16 protein-coding genes and 1 pseudogene are annotated in these 19,360 nt (G+C 73.4%); 8 read left to right on the forward strand and 9 right to left on the reverse strand.

Going from position 1 to position 19,360, the window contains the following annotated elements:
- The first annotated feature begins 85 nt into the window (after positions 1–85).
- Positions 86–1,486: an MFS transporter gene (locus ACFVQ3_RS00425; RefSeq protein WP_387633795.1), complete on the forward strand. Its 1,401-nt coding sequence runs from the start codon at positions 86–88 to the stop codon at positions 1,484–1,486.
- Positions 1,487–1,591: 105 nt separating this feature from the next.
- On the opposite strand, the gene ACFVQ3_RS00430 is transcribed toward ACFVQ3_RS00425, so the two are convergent.
- The 7 genes from ACFVQ3_RS00430 to ACFVQ3_RS00460 form a co-directional block, all read right to left on the reverse strand.
- Positions 1,592–3,409: an acetyl/propionyl/methylcrotonyl-CoA carboxylase subunit alpha gene (locus ACFVQ3_RS00430; RefSeq protein ID WP_387633797.1), complete on the reverse strand. Its 1,818-nt coding sequence runs from the start codon at positions 3,407–3,409 to the stop codon at positions 1,592–1,594.
- Between the two features lie 272 nt (positions 3,410–3,681).
- Positions 3,682–4,389: a Maf family protein gene (locus tag ACFVQ3_RS00435; RefSeq protein WP_387633799.1), complete on the reverse strand. Its 708-nt coding sequence runs from the start codon at positions 4,387–4,389 to the stop codon at positions 3,682–3,684.
- Entirely contained in the window at positions 4,386–6,140 is a 1,755-nt protein-coding gene (locus ACFVQ3_RS00440; protein WP_387633801.1) for a DUF885 domain-containing protein, read from the reverse strand. Before ACFVQ3_RS00440 ends, ACFVQ3_RS00435 begins: the two co-directional genes overlap by 4 nt.
- A 51-nt stretch (positions 6,141–6,191) precedes the next feature.
- Positions 6,192–7,169: a hypothetical protein gene (locus ACFVQ3_RS00445; protein ID WP_387633803.1), complete on the reverse strand. Its 978-nt coding sequence runs from the start codon at positions 7,167–7,169 to the stop codon at positions 6,192–6,194.
- Complete coding sequence (locus tag ACFVQ3_RS00450; RefSeq protein ID WP_387633805.1) at positions 7,166–7,432, reverse strand: acyl-CoA carboxylase epsilon subunit; 267 nt, start codon at positions 7,430–7,432, stop codon at positions 7,166–7,168. The genes ACFVQ3_RS00445 and ACFVQ3_RS00450 overlap by 4 nt, the downstream gene beginning before the upstream one ends.
- Positions 7,429–8,106: a hypothetical protein gene (locus ACFVQ3_RS00455; RefSeq protein WP_387633807.1), complete on the reverse strand. Its 678-nt coding sequence runs from the start codon at positions 8,104–8,106 to the stop codon at positions 7,429–7,431. Before ACFVQ3_RS00455 ends, ACFVQ3_RS00450 begins: the two co-directional genes overlap by 4 nt.
- A 13-nt stretch (positions 8,107–8,119) precedes the next feature.
- Positions 8,120–9,739, reverse strand: coding sequence for an acyl-CoA carboxylase subunit beta (locus ACFVQ3_RS00460; protein ID WP_387633809.1), 1,620 nt, complete (start codon positions 9,737–9,739; stop codon positions 8,120–8,122).
- Positions 9,740–9,896: 157 nt separating this feature from the next.
- On the opposite strand from ACFVQ3_RS00460, the gene ACFVQ3_RS00465 reads away from it, so the two are divergent.
- A complete protein-coding gene (locus ACFVQ3_RS00465) occupies positions 9,897–10,841 on the forward strand; it encodes a biotin--[acetyl-CoA-carboxylase] ligase (protein WP_387633811.1) in 945 nt (314 codons plus the stop codon).
- Between the two features lie 40 nt (positions 10,842–10,881).
- The gene (locus tag ACFVQ3_RS00470; protein ID WP_387633813.1) at positions 10,882–12,042 is read left to right on the forward strand and encodes an adenylate/guanylate cyclase domain-containing protein; all 1,161 of its coding nucleotides are present in this window, start codon (positions 10,882–10,884) and stop codon (positions 12,040–12,042) included.
- Between the two features lie 36 nt (positions 12,043–12,078).
- On the opposite strand, the gene ACFVQ3_RS00475 is transcribed toward ACFVQ3_RS00470, so the two are convergent.
- Positions 12,079–12,822 (reverse strand): SOS response-associated peptidase, encoded by a 744-nt coding sequence (locus ACFVQ3_RS00475; protein ID WP_387633815.1) that lies wholly within the window; start codon positions 12,820–12,822, stop codon positions 12,079–12,081.
- A gap of 128 nt (positions 12,823–12,950) precedes the next feature.
- On the opposite strand from ACFVQ3_RS00475, the gene ACFVQ3_RS00480 reads away from it, so the two are divergent.
- The 4 genes from ACFVQ3_RS00480 (at position 12,951) to ACFVQ3_RS00495 (ending at position 17,002) form a co-directional block, all read left to right on the forward strand.
- The gene (locus ACFVQ3_RS00480; RefSeq protein ID WP_387633817.1) at positions 12,951–13,355 is read left to right on the forward strand and encodes a PadR family transcriptional regulator; all 405 of its coding nucleotides are present in this window, start codon (positions 12,951–12,953) and stop codon (positions 13,353–13,355) included.
- A complete protein-coding gene (locus ACFVQ3_RS00485; protein ID WP_387633819.1) occupies positions 13,352–14,152 on the forward strand; it encodes a hypothetical protein in 801 nt (266 codons plus the stop codon). The genes ACFVQ3_RS00480 and ACFVQ3_RS00485 overlap by 4 nt, the downstream gene beginning before the upstream one ends.
- A gap of 109 nt (positions 14,153–14,261) precedes the next feature.
- A complete protein-coding gene (locus tag ACFVQ3_RS00490; RefSeq protein ID WP_387633821.1) occupies positions 14,262–15,545 on the forward strand; it encodes a multidrug effflux MFS transporter in 1,284 nt (427 codons plus the stop codon).
- A gap of 155 nt (positions 15,546–15,700) precedes the next feature.
- Positions 15,701–17,002, forward strand: a complete 1,302-nt coding sequence (locus ACFVQ3_RS00495; protein ID WP_387633823.1) for an LCP family protein — start codon at positions 15,701–15,703, stop codon at positions 17,000–17,002.
- A gap of 6 nt (positions 17,003–17,008) precedes the next feature.
- On the opposite strand, the gene ACFVQ3_RS00500 is transcribed toward ACFVQ3_RS00495, so the two are convergent.
- Positions 17,009–18,277: a pyridoxal phosphate-dependent aminotransferase gene (locus tag ACFVQ3_RS00500; protein ID WP_387633825.1), complete on the reverse strand. Its 1,269-nt coding sequence runs from the start codon at positions 18,275–18,277 to the stop codon at positions 17,009–17,011.
- A gap of 252 nt (positions 18,278–18,529) precedes the next feature.
- Here ACFVQ3_RS00500 and ACFVQ3_RS00505 point away from each other — a divergent pair.
- Positions 18,530–19,241: pseudogene (locus tag ACFVQ3_RS00505) on the forward strand (CpaF family protein); the annotation flags it as partial.
- Between the last annotated feature and the right edge of the window lie 119 nt (positions 19,242–19,360).

Consider the following 19,360-nt stretch of genomic DNA (forward strand, 5'->3'; position numbering starts at 1 on the left):
TCACCCTGCCACCACGGCGGGGCCGCAGGCGGGAACGGCGCCGAATTCGGTGGACGCACGACCTCCCGCCCCGCACCATGGTCGGGTGAGTCATCCCGAGCCGAACACCGTGTCCGACCCGACCGCCGAGGATGCCTCGACAGGCACCGACGCCCAGCCCTACGGCCCCCGCGAGACCGCCGACCCGACGGCCGCCTCGCCCGACCCCGCAGGTCCGTCCGGGGAGGCCCCGGCCGACGACACCGCCGACAAGCCGCGCTGGCGCCGCGACGCCACGATCTTCCTGGGCGGCCAGACCGTCTCGCTGTTCGGGTCGATGCTCGTGCAGTACGCGATCATGTGGCACCTGACGCTCGAGACGAAGTCCGGTGGCGTGCTCGCCCTGGCCACGGTGTTCGGGTTCCTGCCGCAGGCGGTCGTCTCGATCTTCGGCGGGGTCTGGGCCGACCGGCTCAACCGCAAGGTCCTGATCATCGCGGCCGACGCCTCGATCGCCGTGACGACGCTCGCGCTCGCGCTGCTCATGCTCTCGGGCACCGACGACCTGTGGCTCATCTACGCGGCGCTCGCGATCCGTTCGATCGGCGCGGGGATCCAGATGCCCGCGGTGTCCTCGCTCCTGCCTCAGCTCGTGCCCGTGAGCAGGCTCATGCGGGTCAACGGGATCAACGGCTCGATCCAGTCGGCCATGACGCTCCTGGCCCCCGCGGTCGCGGCCGGTGTCTACGCGAGCTCCTCGATCGTCGCGATCTTCTTCGTCGACGTCGTCACGGCCGTGATCGGGATCGGCCTCCTGGCGCTGATCCCCGTGACCAAGGTGCTGCGCACCGACGTGGCGGCGGGCGAGAAGGTCGGGTACTTCGACGACCTGGTGGGCGGGCTCCGCTACCTGCGCGGCCACGCGTTCGTCCGCTGGGTCCTGGGCCTGTACGCGGTCGTGTTCCTCCTGATCGTGGCGCCGTCCTACCTCACGCCGCTCATGGTCGTGCGCACGTTCGGCGAGGAGGTCTGGAAGCTCACGGCCAACGAGCTCGCGTTCTCGTTCGGCGCGATCCTGGGTGGGGTCCTGCTCGCCACGTGGGGCGGCCTCAAGAACCGCGTCGCGATGATCGTGGGCGCGACGTTCGTGTTCGGCGTGCTCTCCGTGGGCCTGGGGCTCTCGACGAACATGTGGGTCTTCTTCACGTTCATGTTCCTGCTCGGCGTCGCCGTGCCCGCCTTCGCCACGACCTCGATGACGGTCCTGCAGGAGACGGTCGAACCCGACCGGCAGGGGCGGGTCTTCGGGTTCGTCGGCATCGTGATGGCGCTCGCGATGCCGCTCGGGATGCTGATCTTCGGTCCGCTCGCGGACCGGTACTCGGTCGAGTCGCTCCTGATCGTGTCGGGGGCGCTCATGTTCCTCGTGATCGCGATCGCCGTGCTGGTCCCCTCGGGGCGCCGCGCGATGCGCGCGGCCGACGCGCACAGCAGCGCCGGCGCGTAGCGGCACCGGGGAGGACGAGGACGAGGCCGGGCGGGCGGCTCGTGGGAGCCGCCCGCCCGGCCTCGGGGTCGAGACTTTGGCGCGACCGGCGCACCCGACGCGTCGTCAGTCGACGATCTCGCAGATCGCGGTGCCCGAGCTCACGCTCGCGCCGACGCCCGCCGAGAGTCCCGTGACACGGCCCGCGCGGTGCGCGACGAGCGGCTGCTCCATCTTCATGGCCTCGAGGACCACGATGAGGTCGCCCTCGGCCACCACGGCGCCGTCGGTGACCGCGACCTTGACGATCGTGCCCTGCATGGGCGACGCGAGCGTCGTGCCGTTGCCCCCGTTGGTCTTGGCGGCGGCGCGGCGTGCCGGGCGACGTGCGGCGTTGGCCGTGCGGGCCCGACCGGCGGCCATGCCGAGACCGGCGGGCAGCACGACCTCGAGGCGCTTGCCGCCGACCTCGACCACGACGCGCTCGGTCGCGGGGGCCTCGTCCTCCTCGGGGGCCTGGGCCGGGGCCGCCGGTGCGAGCTGCTTGAGCTCGTCGACGAAGGCCGTCTCGATCCAGCGCGTGTGGATGCGGAACGCGGAGTCGTCGGCCGGGACGAAGTCCTCGGCGTCGAGCACGGCCCGGTGGAACGGCAGGACCGTGGGGATGCCCTCGACGACCGTCTCGCGCAGTGCGCGGCGCGCGCGCTCGACGGCCTCGCGGCGCGTGGCGCCCGTGACGATGATCTTGGCGATCATCGAGTCGAACGCCCCCGAGATCACGTCGCCCTGGATCACGCCGCTGTCGACGCGGACGCCTGGTCCGCTGGGGAAGTGCAGGCGCGAGATGCGGCCGGGGGCCGGCAGGAAGTTCGCTGCGGGGTCCTCGCCGTTGATGCGGAACTCGAGCGAGTGCCCGCGCGTGGCCACCGAGGAGTAGCCGAGCGGCTCGCCCGCGGCGATGCGGAGCTGCTCGCGCACGAGGTCGATGCCCGAGACCTCCTCGGTGACGGGGTGCTCGACCTGGAGACGCGTGTTGACCTCGAGGAAGGAGATCGTGCCGTCGGCGCCGACGAGGAACTCGCACGTCCCCGCACCGACGTAGCCGGCCTCGCGCAGGATGGCCTCGGAGGCCTTGTAGAGCTCGGCACGCTGCTCGTCCGTCAGGAACGGCGCGGGGGCCTCCTCGACGAGCTTCTGGTGGCGGCGCTGGAGCGAGCAGTCGCGCGTGGAGACGACGACGACCGTGCCGTGCTCGTCGGCGAGGCACTGGGTCTCGACGTGCCGCGGGGTGTCGAGGTAGCGCTCGACGAAGCACTCCCCGCGACCGAACGCCGCAGTGGCCTCGCGGACCGCGGAGTCGAACATCTCGTCGATCTCGTCGACCGTGCGCGCGACCTTCAGGCCGCGCCCACCGCCGCCGAACGCCGCCTTGATCGCGATGGGCAGCCCGTGCTCCGCGGCGAACGCGTGGACCTCGGAGGCGCCTGCGACAGGGTCGGGCGTCCCGGGCACCAGGGGAGCGCCCGCGCGGTGCGCGATGTGCCGCGCGCTGACCTTGTCGCCCAGCGCGTCGATCGCTGCGGGCGGCGGGCCGATCCAGACGAGGCCCGCGTCGATGACCGCCTGGGCGAACCCGGCGTTCTCGGCGAGGAACCCGTAGCCGGGGTGCACGGCGTCGGCGCCCGAGCGGCGGGCGACGTCGAGCAGCTTGGCGATGTCGAGGTACGTGTCCGCGGCGCGCGCACCGTCGAGCGCGAAGGCCTCGTCGGCGAGGCGCACGTGCAGGGCCTCGCGGTCGGAGTCCGCGTACACGGCCACCGACGCGATCGAGGCGTCGGCGCAGGCGCGCGCGATGCGCACGGCGATCTCGCCGCGGTTGGCGATGAGAACCTTCGACAGGCGTCGGGTCGGGCTGGTCGCGGGGTTCGTGGAGTTCTCGGGCACGGCTCACGGTAGCGCGTCGGGCGCCCTGGGTTCACGCTCCGACCGGCGGTACTGGACAAGATTGGAGATCAGGCCAAGGCTCACCGGGGCCGTTTGTAGGAACCCTCCATGGTCGGCGGCGCGAACCGGGCCGAGGCGCGTCATGGTTGTACGGCACCGACAAGCAGGCTGCCCGGCCGCCCCTCCCGCCCGGCGCCGGAGCGCACGAGCGGGAGGAGCGGCCGGGCCGCCTGGAGGGCCGTGGCCCCGCAGTCGTGAGGGCCGGACGGACCTCAGGACCAGAGGTCGGTCCAGGTCACGCCGATCTCGCCGAGCAGCTCGCGCACGAGCGGCAGGCTGATCCCGACGACGCCGTGGTGGTCGCCCTCGATGCTCTCGACGAACGCACCGCCCAGGCCGTCGACCGTGAACGCACCGGCGACCGCGAGGGGCTCGCCCGTCGCGACGTACGCAGCGATCTCGGCGTCGGAGACGTCGGCGAAGTGGATCGTCGTGGAGCTCGTCGCCCCGAGCGTGGCGCCGCTGCCGCCGTCCTGCGGGTCGCGCAGGTCGACGATCCAGTGCCCGGTGTGGAGCACGCCCGTGCGGCCGCGCATCGCGCGCCAGCGCTCGGTCGCCTCCGCGGCGTCCCGGGGCTTGCCGTGCACCGTCCCGGCGAACTCGAGCATGGAGTCGCAGCCGACCACGACGGGCGCGACCTCCTCCGGCCCGACGACGTCGCTCGCCTGGTCACGCTCGCGCGCCTCGCGCGTGAGGACCTGGGCGACCTCCTCGGCCTTGGCCTGGGCGAGGACGAGCACCGCGTCGGCGGGGTCGAGCGCGCCGAACCGGGCCGCGGCCGCCTCGAGGACCGCGTCCTCGTCGAGGCCCGAGACCCGGACCTCGGGGGTCAGTCCTGCGGACCGCAGGGTCGCGAGGCGTGCGGGGGACTGGGAGGCCAGGAGCAGCCGGACTCCTGGAGCCGACGTCGTAGCCGTCACCTGAGCGCCTCGCGCAGGACGTCGAGGCCCACGGAGCCGAGGTTCAGGGCGCGCTCGTGGAACGCCTTGACGTCGAACTCCTCGCCGCGTGCCTCGGCGGCCGCACGGGCGGCGTCGCGCGTCTGCTCCCACAGGCGCTGGCCGACCTTGTAGGACGGGGCCTGGCCCGGCCACCCGAGATAGCGGTTGAGCTCGAAGCGCACGAACGACTCGTCCATGTTCACGTTGGCCTTGAGGAACTCCCAGGCCTTGTCGGCGTCCCAGCGGGGGTCCTCGGAGTCGCCGCGCCACTCCTCGGGCGCATCGAGCCCGAGGTGCACGCCGATGTCGAGCACGACGCGCGCCGCGCGCATGCGCTGGCCGTCGAGCATCCCGAGGCGGTCGCCCGGGTCGTCGAGGTAGCCCAGGTCGGCCATGAGCCGCTCGGCGTACAGGGCCCAGCCCTCGCCGTGGCCCGAGACCCAGCAGGCGAGCCGGCGCCACGAGTTGAGGGTGTCGCGCGCGGCGACCGCCTGGCCGCACTGGAGGTGGTGGCCCGGGACGCCCTCGTGGTAGACGGTCGTCTTCTCGCGCCACGTGTTGAACTCGGTCACGCCCGGCGGGACGGACCACCACATGCGCCCGGGCCGCGAGAAGTCGTCGCTCGGCGGGGTGTAGTAGATCCCGCCGGTCTGGGTCGGGGCGATCATGCACTCGAGGTCCAGGACCGGGGTCGGGATGTCGAAGTGCACGCCGTTCAGGGCCGCGATCGCGGCGTCCGAGGTCTCCTGCATCCAGGCGCGCAGCGCCTCGGTGCCGTCGAGCTTGCGGCTCGGGTCGGCGTCGAGGGCCGCGACGGCCTCCTCGACCGTGGCACCGGGTCCGGCGATCTGAGCCGCGACGGCCTCCTGCTCGGCGATGACGCGCGCGAGCTCCTCCAGCCCCCAGCGGTACGTCTCCTCGAGGTCGACCTCGGCACCGAGGAAGGCGCGCGACGCGAGGGCGTAGCGCTCGCGCCCGACGCCGTCGGCGACGGGGGCCTGCGGTGCGAGCTCGTTCTCGAGGAAGTCGGCGAGCCGCGCGTAGGCGGCCAGGGCACCCGCCGCGCCGAGCTCGAGCTCCTTGCGGACCAGCGAGCAGGCCGACGACTCGTCGAGCACGGCTGCGGCGGCCTCGCCCCGGACGAGCTCCAGGAAGAACGAGGACTCGGGGTCCGCGAGCTCGCGGGCCTGCTTCACGCCCTCGTGGACCTGGCGGACCGCGGCGACCTTGCCGCGCTCGGCGGCGGTCGTGAGCGAGGCGATGTAGCCGTCCATGGCGCCGGGCAGCGCGGCGAGACGGGCCGCGACGTTCTCCCACGCCTCGAGGGTGCCGGTGGGCATCATGTCGAAGATGTCGCGCAGCTCCTGGAGCGGCGAGGCGATGTTGTTGAGCATCGCGAGGTCCTCGCCCGCCTCGTGCAGCTCGAGCGAGAGCCCGATGCGCTCGCGCATCGCGGCGAGCGTGACGCGGTCGACGTCGTCGACGGGCTCGGCGTCCGCGAGCTCGGCCAGCACGGCGCGGTCGGCGGCCGCGAGGGCCTGGTACCCGGCGGGCGACAGGTCGGTCATGAGGTGGTCGTAGCCGCTGAGGCCCATGGCCGTGGCGGCGAGCGGGTTCAGGTCGGCGACGGTGCGCACGTAGGCGTCGGCGATCGCATCGATCGCCGTGGCCGTGCGGGGGGTCCGGGCGGTGGCGGTGCCGGGCTCGGCCGGCGAGATGGGTGAGGTCACCCGGTAGAGGTTACTGCGCGGTACGCGGGCGGGCGTCGTCCGGGAGGATGATCAGTCCTCTCGCAGGAGCTCTTCCGCCAGGTCGAGGACGTCGGTCGGTCCGGCGGGGCCGAGCGCGACCGGCCGGCCACCGTCGGGCCCGAGGCACACGAGCTGGTCGCCGTCCTCGAAGACGAGCACCGACCGCACTCCGCCCGGGAGGGAGAGGTCGACGCGGAGGGTGCGCCACGCGTCCGTCGGGGCGACGACCTCGACGACCAGGCGGGGGTGCTCGGCCCCGGCCCGGCCGAGCGCCGTGAGGACGTCCTGGTTCGTGGGCGCGGCGGCCGCGGTGGGCGTTGAGGGTCCGTCAGCGGCCCTCGTCGGGACCTCCTGGGCGCCGGCCCCGCCGTCGGTCCGGTCCGGGTGCAGGGCCAGGAGCAGGTCGTCGGCCCAGGCGCGCTGGTAGCGCACGAGCACGACGCGTGGTCGCTCCTCGGCGCCGCGGGGGTACCAGACGGCGACGGGGTCGCCCGAGCGCGGGCCGTCCGTGCCCGCAGGCACGGACACGGTGAACGGCGTCCGGACGGGGAGGTGGTCGACCGAGAACGTGAGCCGACCGCTGACGGGCGTGGCGCCGTCGGGCCGCCTGCGCGCAGAGCCGGAGGGGACCTGGTCCGCGCTGTCCACGAGCACCGAGCCCGTGGTGCGCTCGGCGTCCGCGAGCAGAGCGTCGCGGGCGCGCGACTCGCGCTGCGCGTCACGGTCGTCGAGGTAGCGGGCGAGGGCGAGGACCGCGACGAGCAGGAGCAGCACGGCCAGGACACCCAGCACCGCCGCGGGCAACGGCCAGCCCTGGGAGGGTGCGAGCTGGCGGTAGGCGACGAGCGCGACTGCGGGGACGGTCGGGACGACCCACGCCCACCGGCGCCAGCCGGTACGCGCCGGGAGCGGGGGCAGGGCCGACGCGGCACCGTCCGCCGCGAGCGGACGTTCGACGGCCCCGGCGTCGTCGGCGAGCTCGACCAGGACGGTCGTGGACGGGCTCATGACTGCAGGCTCCACCGCCAGGAGTCGGCGTTGTGCCGACCCGAGCGTCCGCCGAAGCTCTTGGCCGTCGCGCCCGACCCCGTGCCGCGCAGGCCGCGCGACCGGTTGGTCCACTCGGGCAGGGGCGCCTCGTCGTCGGGCACGTGCGAAGCGGCCGCCGCGGCGGCGAGCCCCGCGACGAGAGCCGCGACCTCGAGGTCGTCGGGGGCGCCGCGCACCACGCGCAGCTCCCGGCCCGACGACGGCGCACCGGACTCGCTCACAGGTCGCCGCCCGGCGCCTCGTCGTCCGCGTCGCCGTACCCGTCGAAGTCGGCGGCCTCGCCGCGCGACGCGGCCCACTCGGGGACGTCGAAACCGGACTCGACGAGCGCGGCCACGACCTGCTCGCCCGCGTTGTCGAGGAAGTCGATCACGGCGTCGAGCGACGTGTCGGGAGTCTGGCCCGGACCCACGACGAAGCCCAGGTAGAACGGCTCGGCGACCTCGGGGGCCGGCGGCGCGTCGGCGTCCGTCCCGGTCCCGAGGTCCTCCTCCGCACCCCACACGAGCGAGCTCAGGTCCGGGTGCATGCCCAGCGAGTCGTGCAGCGCGTCGTAGAGCTGGGCGTTGAGCGCGCCGATCGCAGCCTCGAGCGCGAGGACCCGCGGGTCCTCGTCGGCCTCGGACGCGCCGAACTCTGCGCGCACCCCCACCGCCGTGCCGACGTACTCGTGCAGGGCCGCGGCCAGGGCGTCCACGGCGGCATGGATCGGGGCGTCGTCAACCGGGCCGAGCGGCTCGGTCCCGTGCGCCGCGCCGTCGTGGCCGTCGACCGGGTGCTCGTGGCCGTGTCCTGCGTGGTCGTCGTGCTGCTCGTCGGGCATGTCGTCCTCGCGGTTGGTCTCGTCGTTCGGTGGTGGTGTCGGGGGCAGGGCCGGTGGCGACCCGGGTGTCATCGGGTCTCCAGGGTCACAGCGGGATGTTCCCGTGCTTCTTGGGGGGCAGGCTCGCCCGCTTGGTGCGCAGGGCGCGCAGCGCACGAACGACCTGCACGCGCGTCTCCGACGGGCGGATGACGGCGTCCACGTAGCCGCGCTCGGCCGCGTCCCACGGGTTCACGATGGCCTCCTCGTACTCGGCGACCAGGCGTGCGCGCTCGGCGTCCACGTCCAGCCCGGACTCCGCCGCGGACCGCAGCGCCCCGCGCTGGAGGATGTTGACCGCGCCACCGGCCCCCATGACCGCGATCTGGGCCGTGGGCCAGGCCAGGTTCACGTCCGCGCCGAGCTGCTTGGAGCCCATGACGATGTACGCGCCACCGTACGCCTTGCGCGTGATGAGCGTGACGAGCGGGACCGTGGCCTCGGCGTACGCGTAGATGAGCTTGGCGCCTCGGCGGATGATGCCCTGGTGCTCCTGGTCGACGCCCGGCAGGAAGCCCGGGACGTCGACGAGCGTCAGGACCGGGACGTTGAACGCGTCGCACGTGCGCACGAACCGGGCAGCCTTCTCGGCCGCGTCGATGTCGAGCGTGCCCGCCATCGCGAGGGGCTGGTTCGCGACGACGCCGATCGACTGCCCCTCGACGTGCCCGAACCCGACGATCACGTTCTTCGCGAACAACGGCTGGACCTCCAGGAAGTCCCCGTCGTCCAGGACGTGCTCGAGCACGGTCCGCATGTCGTACGGCTGCGTGTCGGAGTCGGGGATCAGCGCGTCGAGCTCGAGGTCCTCCTCGGTCACCTCGAGCTCGGTGTCCTCGGGGGCGAAGCTCGGCGCGTCCGAGAGGTTGTTCTGCGGCAGGTAGCCGATGAGGTGGCGCACGTAGTCGATCGCGTCGTCCTCGTCCGTTCCCATGTAGTGCGCGACGCCCGAGCGCTCGTTGTGCGTGCGGGCCCCGCCCAGCTCCTCGAAGCCCACGTCCTCGCCCGTGACGGCGCGGATCACGTCGGGACCCGTGATGAACATGTTCGACGTCTGGTCGGCCATGACGATGAAGTCCGTGAGGGCGGGGGAGTACACCGCGCCGCCCGCGCTCGGGCCCAGGATGAGGGAGATCTGCGGGATCACGCCCGAGGCCGCGACGTTGCGGCGGAAGATCTCCGCGAACTGCGTCAGGGCCGCGACCCCCTCCTGGATGCGAGCGCCGCCGCCGTCGGAGATCCCGATGAGCGGGACGCCCGTGCGCAGCGCGAGGTCCTGGACCTTGGTGATCTTCTGGCCGTGCACCTCGCCGAGGCTGCCGCCGAAGACCGTGAAGTCCTGCGAGTAGATGCAGACCTGGCGGCCGTCGACCGTGCCGTGCCCCACGATCACGCCGTCGCCCGCGAGCCGCTTCTTCTCGAGCCCGAAGTTCACCGAGCGGTGCTTGGCGAACGCGTCGAGCTCGACGAAGCTGCCCTCGTCGAGCAGGGCCTCGATGCGCTCGCGGGCCGTCTTCTTGTTCCGGGCGTGCTGCTTGGTGCGCGCTGCCTCCTCGGGCGCGACCGATGCCTCGGCGCGCCGTCGGTCGAGGTCGGCCAGCTTCGCTGCGGTGCCGATGAGCTGACCGGTGGGGGCCGGGGTGGTGCCGGCGACAGGTTCGTTCACGCAGCCGAGCCTAGTTGGTGGGTGGGACCAAGAGGGTGCGAGGGATCGCACCGGCGTGGGCGCGCACGTTGGAGGGTTCCCACAAGGTGTCACCCGCTGGGTGTGCGCGGCCGACGGCCACTGCCGCGCCGGGGGTGCACGCGTGCATGATGGGCACATGACGACTGCCGACCACCCCGCGCTGCGCCCCGGCTTCCTGGCGGACCTGCTCGTGGCCCCGCACGGCCCGCTCGCCCGGCTCGAGGTCGTGGAGGAGTCGCCCTCGACGAACACCGAGCTCGCGGCCGCCGTGGCCGCCGACCCGCAGGCCTGGCCGGCGCCCGCTCTGCTCGTGGCGGAGCACCAGGTCGCCGGGCGTGGGCGCTCGGGCCGCGGGTGGGAGACGCCTGCACGGACCGCGCTGACGGGCTCGCTCCTGGTGCGCCCCGACGTGCCGCGCGAGCGCCTGAGCTGGTTGCCGCTGCTCGCGGGTCTCGCGACCGTCCGGTGCCTGCGCGCGACGGCGGGGGTCGAGGCCGTGGTCAAGTGGCCCAACGACGTCCTGGTCCCGGCGCCCGGTGCGGCCGACGGGACGGCCCGGGAGGAGGCCGGGTGGGGGGCGTACCGCAAGGTCGCGGGCATCCTGTGCGAGCTCCTGCCCGACGGCGGGGCGATCGTGGGCGTCGGGCTCAACGTCCTGCAGACCGAGCGTGAGCTCCCCGTCGCGTCGGCCACGTCGCTCGCCCTGGTGGGTGCCGCGACGACGGACCGCGAGGTGCTGCTGACCGCGCTCGAGGAGTCGTTCGCGCAGACCCTGGGCCGCTGGCAGGTGGCGGCGGGCGATGCCGCGGAGGCCGGGCTCGCCGAGGAGTGCGCCGAGGTCAGCGCGACGCTCGGGGCGCAGGTGCGGGTCGACCTCACGGGCGGCGGTCAGGTGGTCGGCGAGGCGTACGGCTTCGGTCCGGACGGCTCGCTGCTCGTACGGGAGACGGACGGGACCGAACGCGTGCTGCACAGCGGTGACGTGCACCACCTGCGGCTGCGGGACGAGACACCCGCCGGTACCCGTACGACCGTCCCGACCCCCGTGATCGGGGCCGGTGACGACGTCCCCGCTGGCTGAGTGCGACGGAGCGTCAGGCACCCTGAACTAGGATCGGTCTGTGACGCACGACATCCCTGAGGCAGCCGACGAGACCATCGAGACGACCGAGGCTGCGGGGGACCGGCCGGAGCGTCGTACGGACGCTGCCGCGCTCTCGGCGCTCGCGGGGAGCGTCAGGCCCGACGGGCCGCCCTCGGCGCCCTCCGCCCCGTCGCCGGTCGAGGCGGACCTGGACGAGGCGCTCCTGGGCGGTCCGCGTGCGCTGACCGTCGAGGGGCTCGCAGAGCGGGCCGGGCTCACCGAGCGCCAGGTGCGCTCCTACTGGCAGGCGCTGGGGCTGCCCATCACCGAGCAGCAGGAGCAGATGTTCACCGAGGACGACGCGGTCGCCCTCGAGGAGATCTACTCGGTCGCGGAGCACGAGAAGTTCGACGACCGGTCGCTCACGACGCTGATCCGGTCGATGGGGCACACGACCGAGCGGCTCGTGCTGTGGCAGGTCGAGGCGCTCGTCGAGCACATGGCCAAGCGGTTCGACCTCGACGACACGAGCGCCCGGCTCCTCGTCCTCGACCGGCTGCCGGACCTCGCGCCCGTCCTGGAGACCCAGCTGCGCCACGCGTGGCGCCGCCAGCTCGCCGCGGTCGCGGCACGGTTCACGGTCGAGTTCTCCGAGGCGCGGGCCGGGGACGTCACGGACTCCCAGGCGCTGCCGCTGCCGCGGGCCGTGGGCTTCGCGGACATCGTGTCGTTCACCAAGCGCACCGCGGGCCTCGGGTCGAGCGAGCTCGCGGAGTTCGTCCAGCTCTTCGAGACCCGTGCGCGCGACATCATCACCGCGGCGGGCGGGCGGGTCGTCAAGACGATCGGCGACGCGGTCCTCTACGTCGCCGACGACGTCGCGACGGGGGCCAAGGTCGCGCTCGGTCTCGCCGAGGAGGGAGAGCGCGCCGGGGAGGGCATGGAGGTGCCGCCGGTCCGGGTGAGCCTGGTCTGGGGCAGGGTGCTCTCGCGGTTCGGCGACGTGTTCGGGCCGTCGGTGAACCTGGCCTCGCGGCTCACCGAGATCGCCGAGCCGACGACCGTGCTCCTGGACCGCGAGACCGCGGCCCTGCTGTCGCGGGACTCGCGCTTCGCCCTGACCGCGCAGCCCGAGCGTGAGGTGCAGGGGCTCGGGGTGATCGAGCCCGTGCGCCTGCAGTGGGCGTACAAGGGCTGAGAGCCCACCGACCGGCCCGACGGCCGGAGCAGGACCTCAGACCGCGAGGACGAGCTCCGGCCCGTCGTTGGCGACGCTGTTGACGAGCGGCGCGACCTCGCGAGCCTCCATCCGGACCTCGGGCGCGACCAGCAGCCCGGCGGCCTCGTCCTTGCCGACCGCAGGGTCGAGCCACGCGTCCCACCGGTCCGGGGCGAGCGTGAGCGGCATGCGGTCGTGGATCGAGGCGAGCGCCGGGGCCGCGGCGGTCGTGACGATCGTGGTCGAGACGAGCCAGCGGGAGGGGTCGTCGTCGGCCTTGGCCGGGTCCCGCCAGAACTCGTAGAGGCCCGCGAACGCTGCGACCGCAGGCCCGTCCGGGTGGATGAAGAACGGCTGCTTGGTCACCTTGGGCCGGCGGGCGGTGGACCCGAGGGCCGGGGGAGTCTCGATCCGGCGCCACTCGTAGTACCCGTCGGCCGGCACGAGGCAGCGCCGGGCGGCGAACGGCTTGGCGAACGCGGGCTTGTCGAGCAGCGACTCCGACCTCGCGTTGATCATGCGTGCGCCGACGCCCGGGTCCTTGGCCCAGCTCGGTACCAGGCCCCAGCGGGCCACGCGCAGGGACCGGCGGACCTCGCCCGTGTCCTTGGCCGCGCGCTCGACCACGATCCGTACGAGGTCGGTCGGGGCGACGTTCCACGACGGCGGCAGGAGCCGTGCGTCGTCCGCGAGGTCGGCGATCGCGAACTCGTCGGCGAGGTCCTGGGCGTCCCGGAAGGAGGCATAGCGTCCGCACATGTCTCCCAGGATGCCTCGTGCCACCCACGCCGCGCGCTGCGGTGCGGTGAGCGTACGGGGCGAGCGGCGCCGTCGGCCTCGATCTCGGCTAGGTTGACAGGCTGACTAGTTAGCGACACGATCTAGCCATGTCCGAGAACACCTGGCCCAGCGAGTGGCTCCGCGGCGTCCTCGACGTCTGCGTGCTGCGCATCCTCGCCGACGGCCCCACCTACGGGTACGCGATCGCCGCGCGCCTCGCCGACGGCGGCCTCGGGGTCATCAAGGGTGGGACCCTCTACCCCCTGCTCGGGCGCCTCGAGGCCGGCGGTCTCGTCACGGTCGAGTGGCGGGCCGGCGACGGTGGTCCTGGGCGCAAGTACTACGACCTCACCGACGCGGGCCGCGACGAGCTCGCCCAGCGCGCCGCGCTCTGGGAGGCCTTCACCCGCACGACCCGCGACCTCGTCGTCGGCACCGGGGCCCGTCCCGAGCGCCCCGGCCCCGCCGACCACCCCGTCCGTCGACCCGCCCCGACCGAGGAGAACCGATGACCCGCACGAGCGAGAAGCGGACCGCCGCGCGCTACGAGATCGAGAGGCGCCTCGCGCCGCACGTCGACGAGAGGTGGACCGAGGCCTTCGTGCTCGAGCTGCGGCTGCTCGACGTGCCAGGAAGCGCCCTCGGAGCGGCGCTCGCCGAGGTCGAGTCGCACTGCGCCGAGAGCGGGGAGCCGGCCGCCGACGCGTTCGGCGACCCCGTGGCGTACGCGCGGAGCCTCGACCTGCCGGTCGAGCCCGACGGGCGGTGGGAGGTCGTGACCGTGCTCGGGCCGACCACCGCCCAGTTCCTGGGGCTCCTGGTCCTCGGCGCGGGCGGCTCGGCGGTGGTCCTGGCCGAGCGGGCCGGAGAGATGGCACCGAGCGTCGACGTGACGGCCGGGATGCTCGCGTCGATCGCGGTCTTCGTGGCTGCGATCCTGCTCTTCTACCGGTTCAGCTCGACGGTGCTGCGGCGGGTCCTGGAGCGTCCCGTAGTGTCCACCCTGGCCCTGACGGGGTGCATGACGGTGCTCGTCGTCCTCCCCGTCGTCCTCGACGCCGCGCTCGCCACCCTCCCGGCCTGGCCCGTGGCGGTCTGCGGTGCGGTCGTGCTCGCCGCGGGCACGGTCTGGAGCGCGGTCCAGGTGCGCAAGGGCACGCTCGACGACCCGATCGTCGCGCCGCTGCCCGGCGAGCCGCAGGACGGTCCGGACCGGTCGTCACGTCTCCTGTCGGCGACGGTCACGTGGGTCGTGCCGGTGTTCGCGCTCGCCTCCCTCGCCGTCACGTGGCTCCTGCTGGGGCGCTGACCCTGCGGCGAGGTCCGGCGGCGGAGGGCGCCGCGCCGTCGTGCACGTCACGGAAGGGTGGACCCGAATCCGGGGGTCGTCGGGCTGTCGAATCGTTATGATCGAACCCATGGAGACGCCCCCGGCAGGAACTGCACCCACCCCGCCGGCCCCGTCGAAGGACAGCGAGGGGCGTGCCACGGCCCGCCGCCCCGGTCGCTCCACCGTCAAGTGGGTCCTCCTGCTCGGCGCCCTCGCCACGCTCCCGGCGTTCACGGTCGACATGTACCTGCCGTCCCTGCCCGACGTCGCCGCGGACCTCGACGCCAGCCCCGCCCTCGCCCAGCTCACCCTGGCCGGGATGCTCGTCGGCGGTGCGTTCGGGCAGCTCGTGATCGGCCCGCTGTCCGACCGGTACGGGCGCCGGGCACCCGTGATCATCGGCCTCGCGCTGCACGTCGTCACGTCGGTCCTGTGCGCGGTCGTGCCGACGATCGGCTGGCTCATCGTCCTGCGCGTCCTCCAGGGCTTCTTCAACGCCTCGGCCCAGGTCGTCTCGATCGCCGTGATCCGCGACCGGTTCACCGGCTCGGACGCCGCCAGGATCCTGTCGCGGCTCATGCTCGTCATCGGCCTCGCACCGCTCCTGGCACCGACCATCGGCTCGTTCGTCGCCGGGCACGGCGACTGGCGCTGGGTGTTCTGGGTCCTCGCGGTCCTGGGCCTGGTCCTGGGGCTGGTCGTGCTGCGCTTCATGCCCGAGACGCTCGAGACCGAACGCCGCCAGGCCGGTGGGGTCGGCAGCGTCTTCCGCGGCTACGGGGCGCTCCTCAAGGACCGGCACTTCGTCGCGCTGGCCGTGCTGCCCGGGCTCGGCATGGCCGTCCTGATGAGCTACGTCGTCGGGTCTCCGTTCGTCCTGCAGGAGGGATACGGGCTGACCCACCAGCAGTTCGCGGCGCTCTTCGCGGTCAACGGGATCGGCCTCGTGATCTCGGCCCAGGTCAACGCCTCGCTCGTGCGGCGCGTCGCCCCCGTGCGGATCCTGCGAGCCGCCCTGGTCCTCCAGGGGGTGTTCGCGGTGGGTCTGTTCGTCGTGGCCCTCACGGGAGCCGGCGGCCTGATCGGTCTCCTGGCCGCGCTGTGGCTCACGCTCGCGCTCCAGGGACTCATCCCGGCCAACGCCTCCGCGCTCGCCCTGACCCGGCACGGCGAGAGGGCGGGCACGGCGGCCGCGGTCATCGGGGCCTTCCAGGCCGGGGTGGCCGGTCTCGTGAGCCCCCTGGTCGGCGTGCTCGGAGGCGACGCGGTCGCCATGAGCACGGTCATGCTGGGGGCCGTCGTGGCGTCCCTCCTGGTGCTCGGGCTCGCGACGCCCGCGTTCCGCAAGGGCGGCTGGCACCTGCCCGCCTGAGCCGGGAAGGGCCGTCGGCGGCCCGTCGGCGGCCCTCCCGAGGGGCCCGGGACGGGGCGGTCCGAGGCCGCGCCGCAGCAGATCCGGCAGGACACTTCACACTTCCTTTGCACGACACGAAGGCCTTGGGCGTGCGGTGGAACTAGGCTCGTCCCATGCCCAGCCCGAAGACCGCCTCGAAGAGCGGCCCTCATCACGCGCGCTCCCAGCGCACGCACAAGGTCCTTCGTGCCATCGGACTCGTCACCACCGCAGGCCTTGCCTTCGGCGTCGTGGGTGGGGCCGCCGCCTACATGGACTGGCAGTCGGCCGTCACGGTCAGCGACGTGTCGGCACTGGTCGACCCTCCGGCGACGCCTGAGCCGCCGCGCGACCCGGACGACCCGTACGCGGGGAAGGCGCTCAACATCCTCGTGATGGGGACGGACTACCGCGACGAGGAGAACGCCGAGCTCGCCGGTGCCGAGGACGGCATGCGCTCCGACACGACCTTCGTCGTCCACATCTCGGGTGACCGCAGCCGGATCGAGGTCGTGTCGATCCCGCGCGACTCGCTCGTCGACATCCCCTCGTGCAACCTGTCCGACGGCGGGACGACCCGCAAGCAGACGGACGCGATGTTCAACTCCGCGTTCGAGATCGGGTCCGGGGGCGTGGACGACATGGTGGGCGCCGCGGCGTGCACCATCACGACCGTCCAGGACCTGACCGGGCTGACCATCACCGACCACGTCGTGGTCAAGATGACCGGGGTCATCGGGGTCGTCGACGCGCTCGGTGGCGTGCGGATGTGCTTCCCGGAGCCGGTCGTGGGTGGCGCTCACTCGCGCGACCTCAACATCGCCGCGGGCGAGCAGGTCCTCGACGGCCGCACCTCGATCAGCTTCCTGCGTGCGCGCAAGGGGAGCGGCATGGGGCTGGAGATGGGCAGCGACCTGGCCCGGATCGCCCGTCAGCAGGCGTTCCTGGACTCGATGATGCGCGAGCTCCTGTCGAAGAACATCATCACCGACACCCCGCAGCTCTACGGCCTCATCAAGGCCGTGCTCTCCTCGATCAGCGCGAGCCCCAACCTCGCGGGGCTCGACTCCCTGGCCGGGCTGGCCTTCTCCCTCAAGAGCATCGACCCGAGCGAGATCGTCTTCACACCGTTGCCCGTGGTCGAGGCTCCGAAGGACAAGAACCGCGTCGTGTGGACCAAGGACGCGCAGGCGATCTGGGACCGCATGGCAGCGGACGAGCCGCCGCCCGGCCACGAGACGCCCGCGCCCCCGGCCGACGGCGGTGCGGCGGCGCCCGACGCGGGGGCCACGGCGCCGGACGCCGGCGCGACGGTCCCCGACGCCGGCACGACGGTCCCCGACGCCGGCACGACCGGCGAGGTCGCGCCGCCGGCCGACACCGGCACGACGACCACCACCCCGCCTCCGCTCCTCGAAGGGGTCTGCGCCCCCTGAGGCCCGTCAGCGCAGGGCCGCGAGGCGGGAGACCGCCTCGCGGAGCACGTCCTCGCGCTTGACGAACGTGAACCGGACCCGCGAGGCCAGGGCCTGTGCCGTCGTCGGGCCCGAGGGGTCCCCGTCACCCGGTGACGCGGCGCAGAACGCGCTCACGGGCACGCCCACGACACCCGCCAGGGACGGCAGGCGGCGGCACAGCTCGGTGCCGTCCTCGAAGCCGAGCGGCGCGCCGTCGGCGACCACGAAGTACGTGCCGCGCGGCACGACGACCTCGAAGCCCGCGGAGACCAGGCCCTCGCACAGCAGGTCGCGCCGGGCCGCGAGCGACGCGGCGAGGGCGCGCGGCGCCTCGTCGTCGGCCAGCGCCTGCGCGATCGCGGGCTGGAACGGCGCCCCCGACGTGTACGTCAGGAACTGCTTGACCGTCCGCACAGCCTCCACGAGGTGCGCCGGACCGTGCAGCCAGCCGATCTTCCAGCCCGTGAAGGAGAACGTCTTGCCGGCCGAGGAGATCGTGATCGTGCGCTCGGCCATGCCCGGCAGGGTCGCGACGGGCACGTGCACGGCGTCGTCGTACACGAGGTGCTCGTAGACCTCGTCCGTGACGACGACCGCGTCCACGGACCGGGCCGCGTCCGCGAGCACCTCGAGCTCGGCGCGCGTCAGGACCGTCCCGGTCGGGTTGTGCGGCGTGTTGACCAGGATCAACCGCGTCCGCGGCCCGACGGCGGCGCGCACCTGCGCAGGATCGAGGCGGAAGCCGTCCGGGGTCGGGTGGAGCGGGACACGCACGTGCGTCGCGCCCGCGAGCGCGATGCACGCCGCGTGCGAGTCGTAGAAGGGCTCCAGGGTCACGACCTCGTCGCCCGGACCCGCGAGGGCCAGGATCGTCGCGGCCAGCGCCTCGGTGGCCCCCGTGGTGATCAGGACCTCGGTGTCCGGGTCCAGGTCGAGGCCGTAGTGGCGGCGCTGGTGGTCCGCGACCGCCTCGCGCAGCACGGGGATGCCCGTGCCCGGCGGGTACTGGTTGTGGCCGTCCTCGATCGCCCGGATCGCGGCTTCCTTGATCGCGTGCGGGCCGTCCACGTCCGGGAAGCCCTGACCCAGGTTGATGGCCCCCGTGCGCAGCGCGAGGTTCGTCATCTCGGCGAAGATCGTCGAGGCCACCGAACCGTCGGGGCGCAGCAGGCCCGTCGCGGCGGCCGCGGCGCGCCATCGGCCGGGTACCTGGGGCTGGGCGGGACGGGGGACGGCGGGGGTGCTCGCGGACATGCGCCGACCCTATGCCGGGTGGGTGCCCGGCGGGGTGCGCTCGCGCCGCACCTGCCCGGAACGAGCGGCGCGGTGACCACAATTCGGACATCCTCGGTCGTGCGAACGGCGAGATCCCGCGGATCGTGACCGGTTGTCCACAGGCCCGGTGCGGACCGGGCCCCTCGTGCCCTAGTCTCGGCGCGCAACCACCCCGCCGGGTGGTCGACTGCGCGGGGGGCGCGCAGGGACGCAGGGGAGCGTGGCACGACGATGAGCACCGCAGGCGTGGCGATCCTCGAGCGCGAGGTCCGCGAGCTGATCCGCCGTCGTGGCGTCGACCCGCTGCGGGACAAGGAGGGCATCGACCAGCTCGTCGCCGACGCGCTGGCCGACTACGACACCCGGACCGCGCTGGGCGTCGTGCCCCCGCTCGCCGACGTCCCCGGCGCCGTGCGGTCTGTCCTCGACGCCGTCGCAGGGCTCGGGCCCCTCCAGAAGTACCTCGACGACCCCGAGATCGAAGAGGTCTGGATCAACTCGCCCGCACAGGTCTTCGTCGCGCGCGGAGGGACGGCCGAGCTCACCTCGACCATCCTCACGACCGCCCAGGTCCGTGACCTCGTCGAGCAGATGCTCAAGTCCTCCGGCCGTCGCCTGGACCTCTCGAGCCCCTTCGTCGACGCCGCGCTGCCCGGGGGCGAGCGCCTGCACGTGGTGATCCCGGACGTGACCCGCGAGCACTTCGCCGTGAACATCCGCAAGCACGTGGTGCGCGCCTCGCACCTCGAGCACCTGGTGCGCCTCGGTTCGCTGACGCCGCACGCCGCGGCGTTCCTGCACGCCTCTGTCAGGGCTGGACTCAACGTCCTCGTGGCGGGTGCCACGCAGGCGGGAAAGACGACGATGCTCAACGCGCTCGCCGGGTCGATCCCCTCGCACGAGAGGGTCATCACGTGCGAGGAGGTGTTCGAGCTGCAGCAGGTAGCAAGAACACACACTTTACCGACTTTGCGAGTTCATGGTGTCGGTCGCTCGGGTCTACCGGGGGTGTGTGAAGCGCGCAGGTCGGCTGTTACGGACGGGGCTCAGGTGGCGGCACCG

The sequence above is a fragment of the Oerskovia sp. NPDC057915 genome (assembly GCF_042887685.1).
Classification (GTDB): domain Bacteria; phylum Actinomycetota; class Actinomycetes; order Actinomycetales; family Cellulomonadaceae; genus Oerskovia.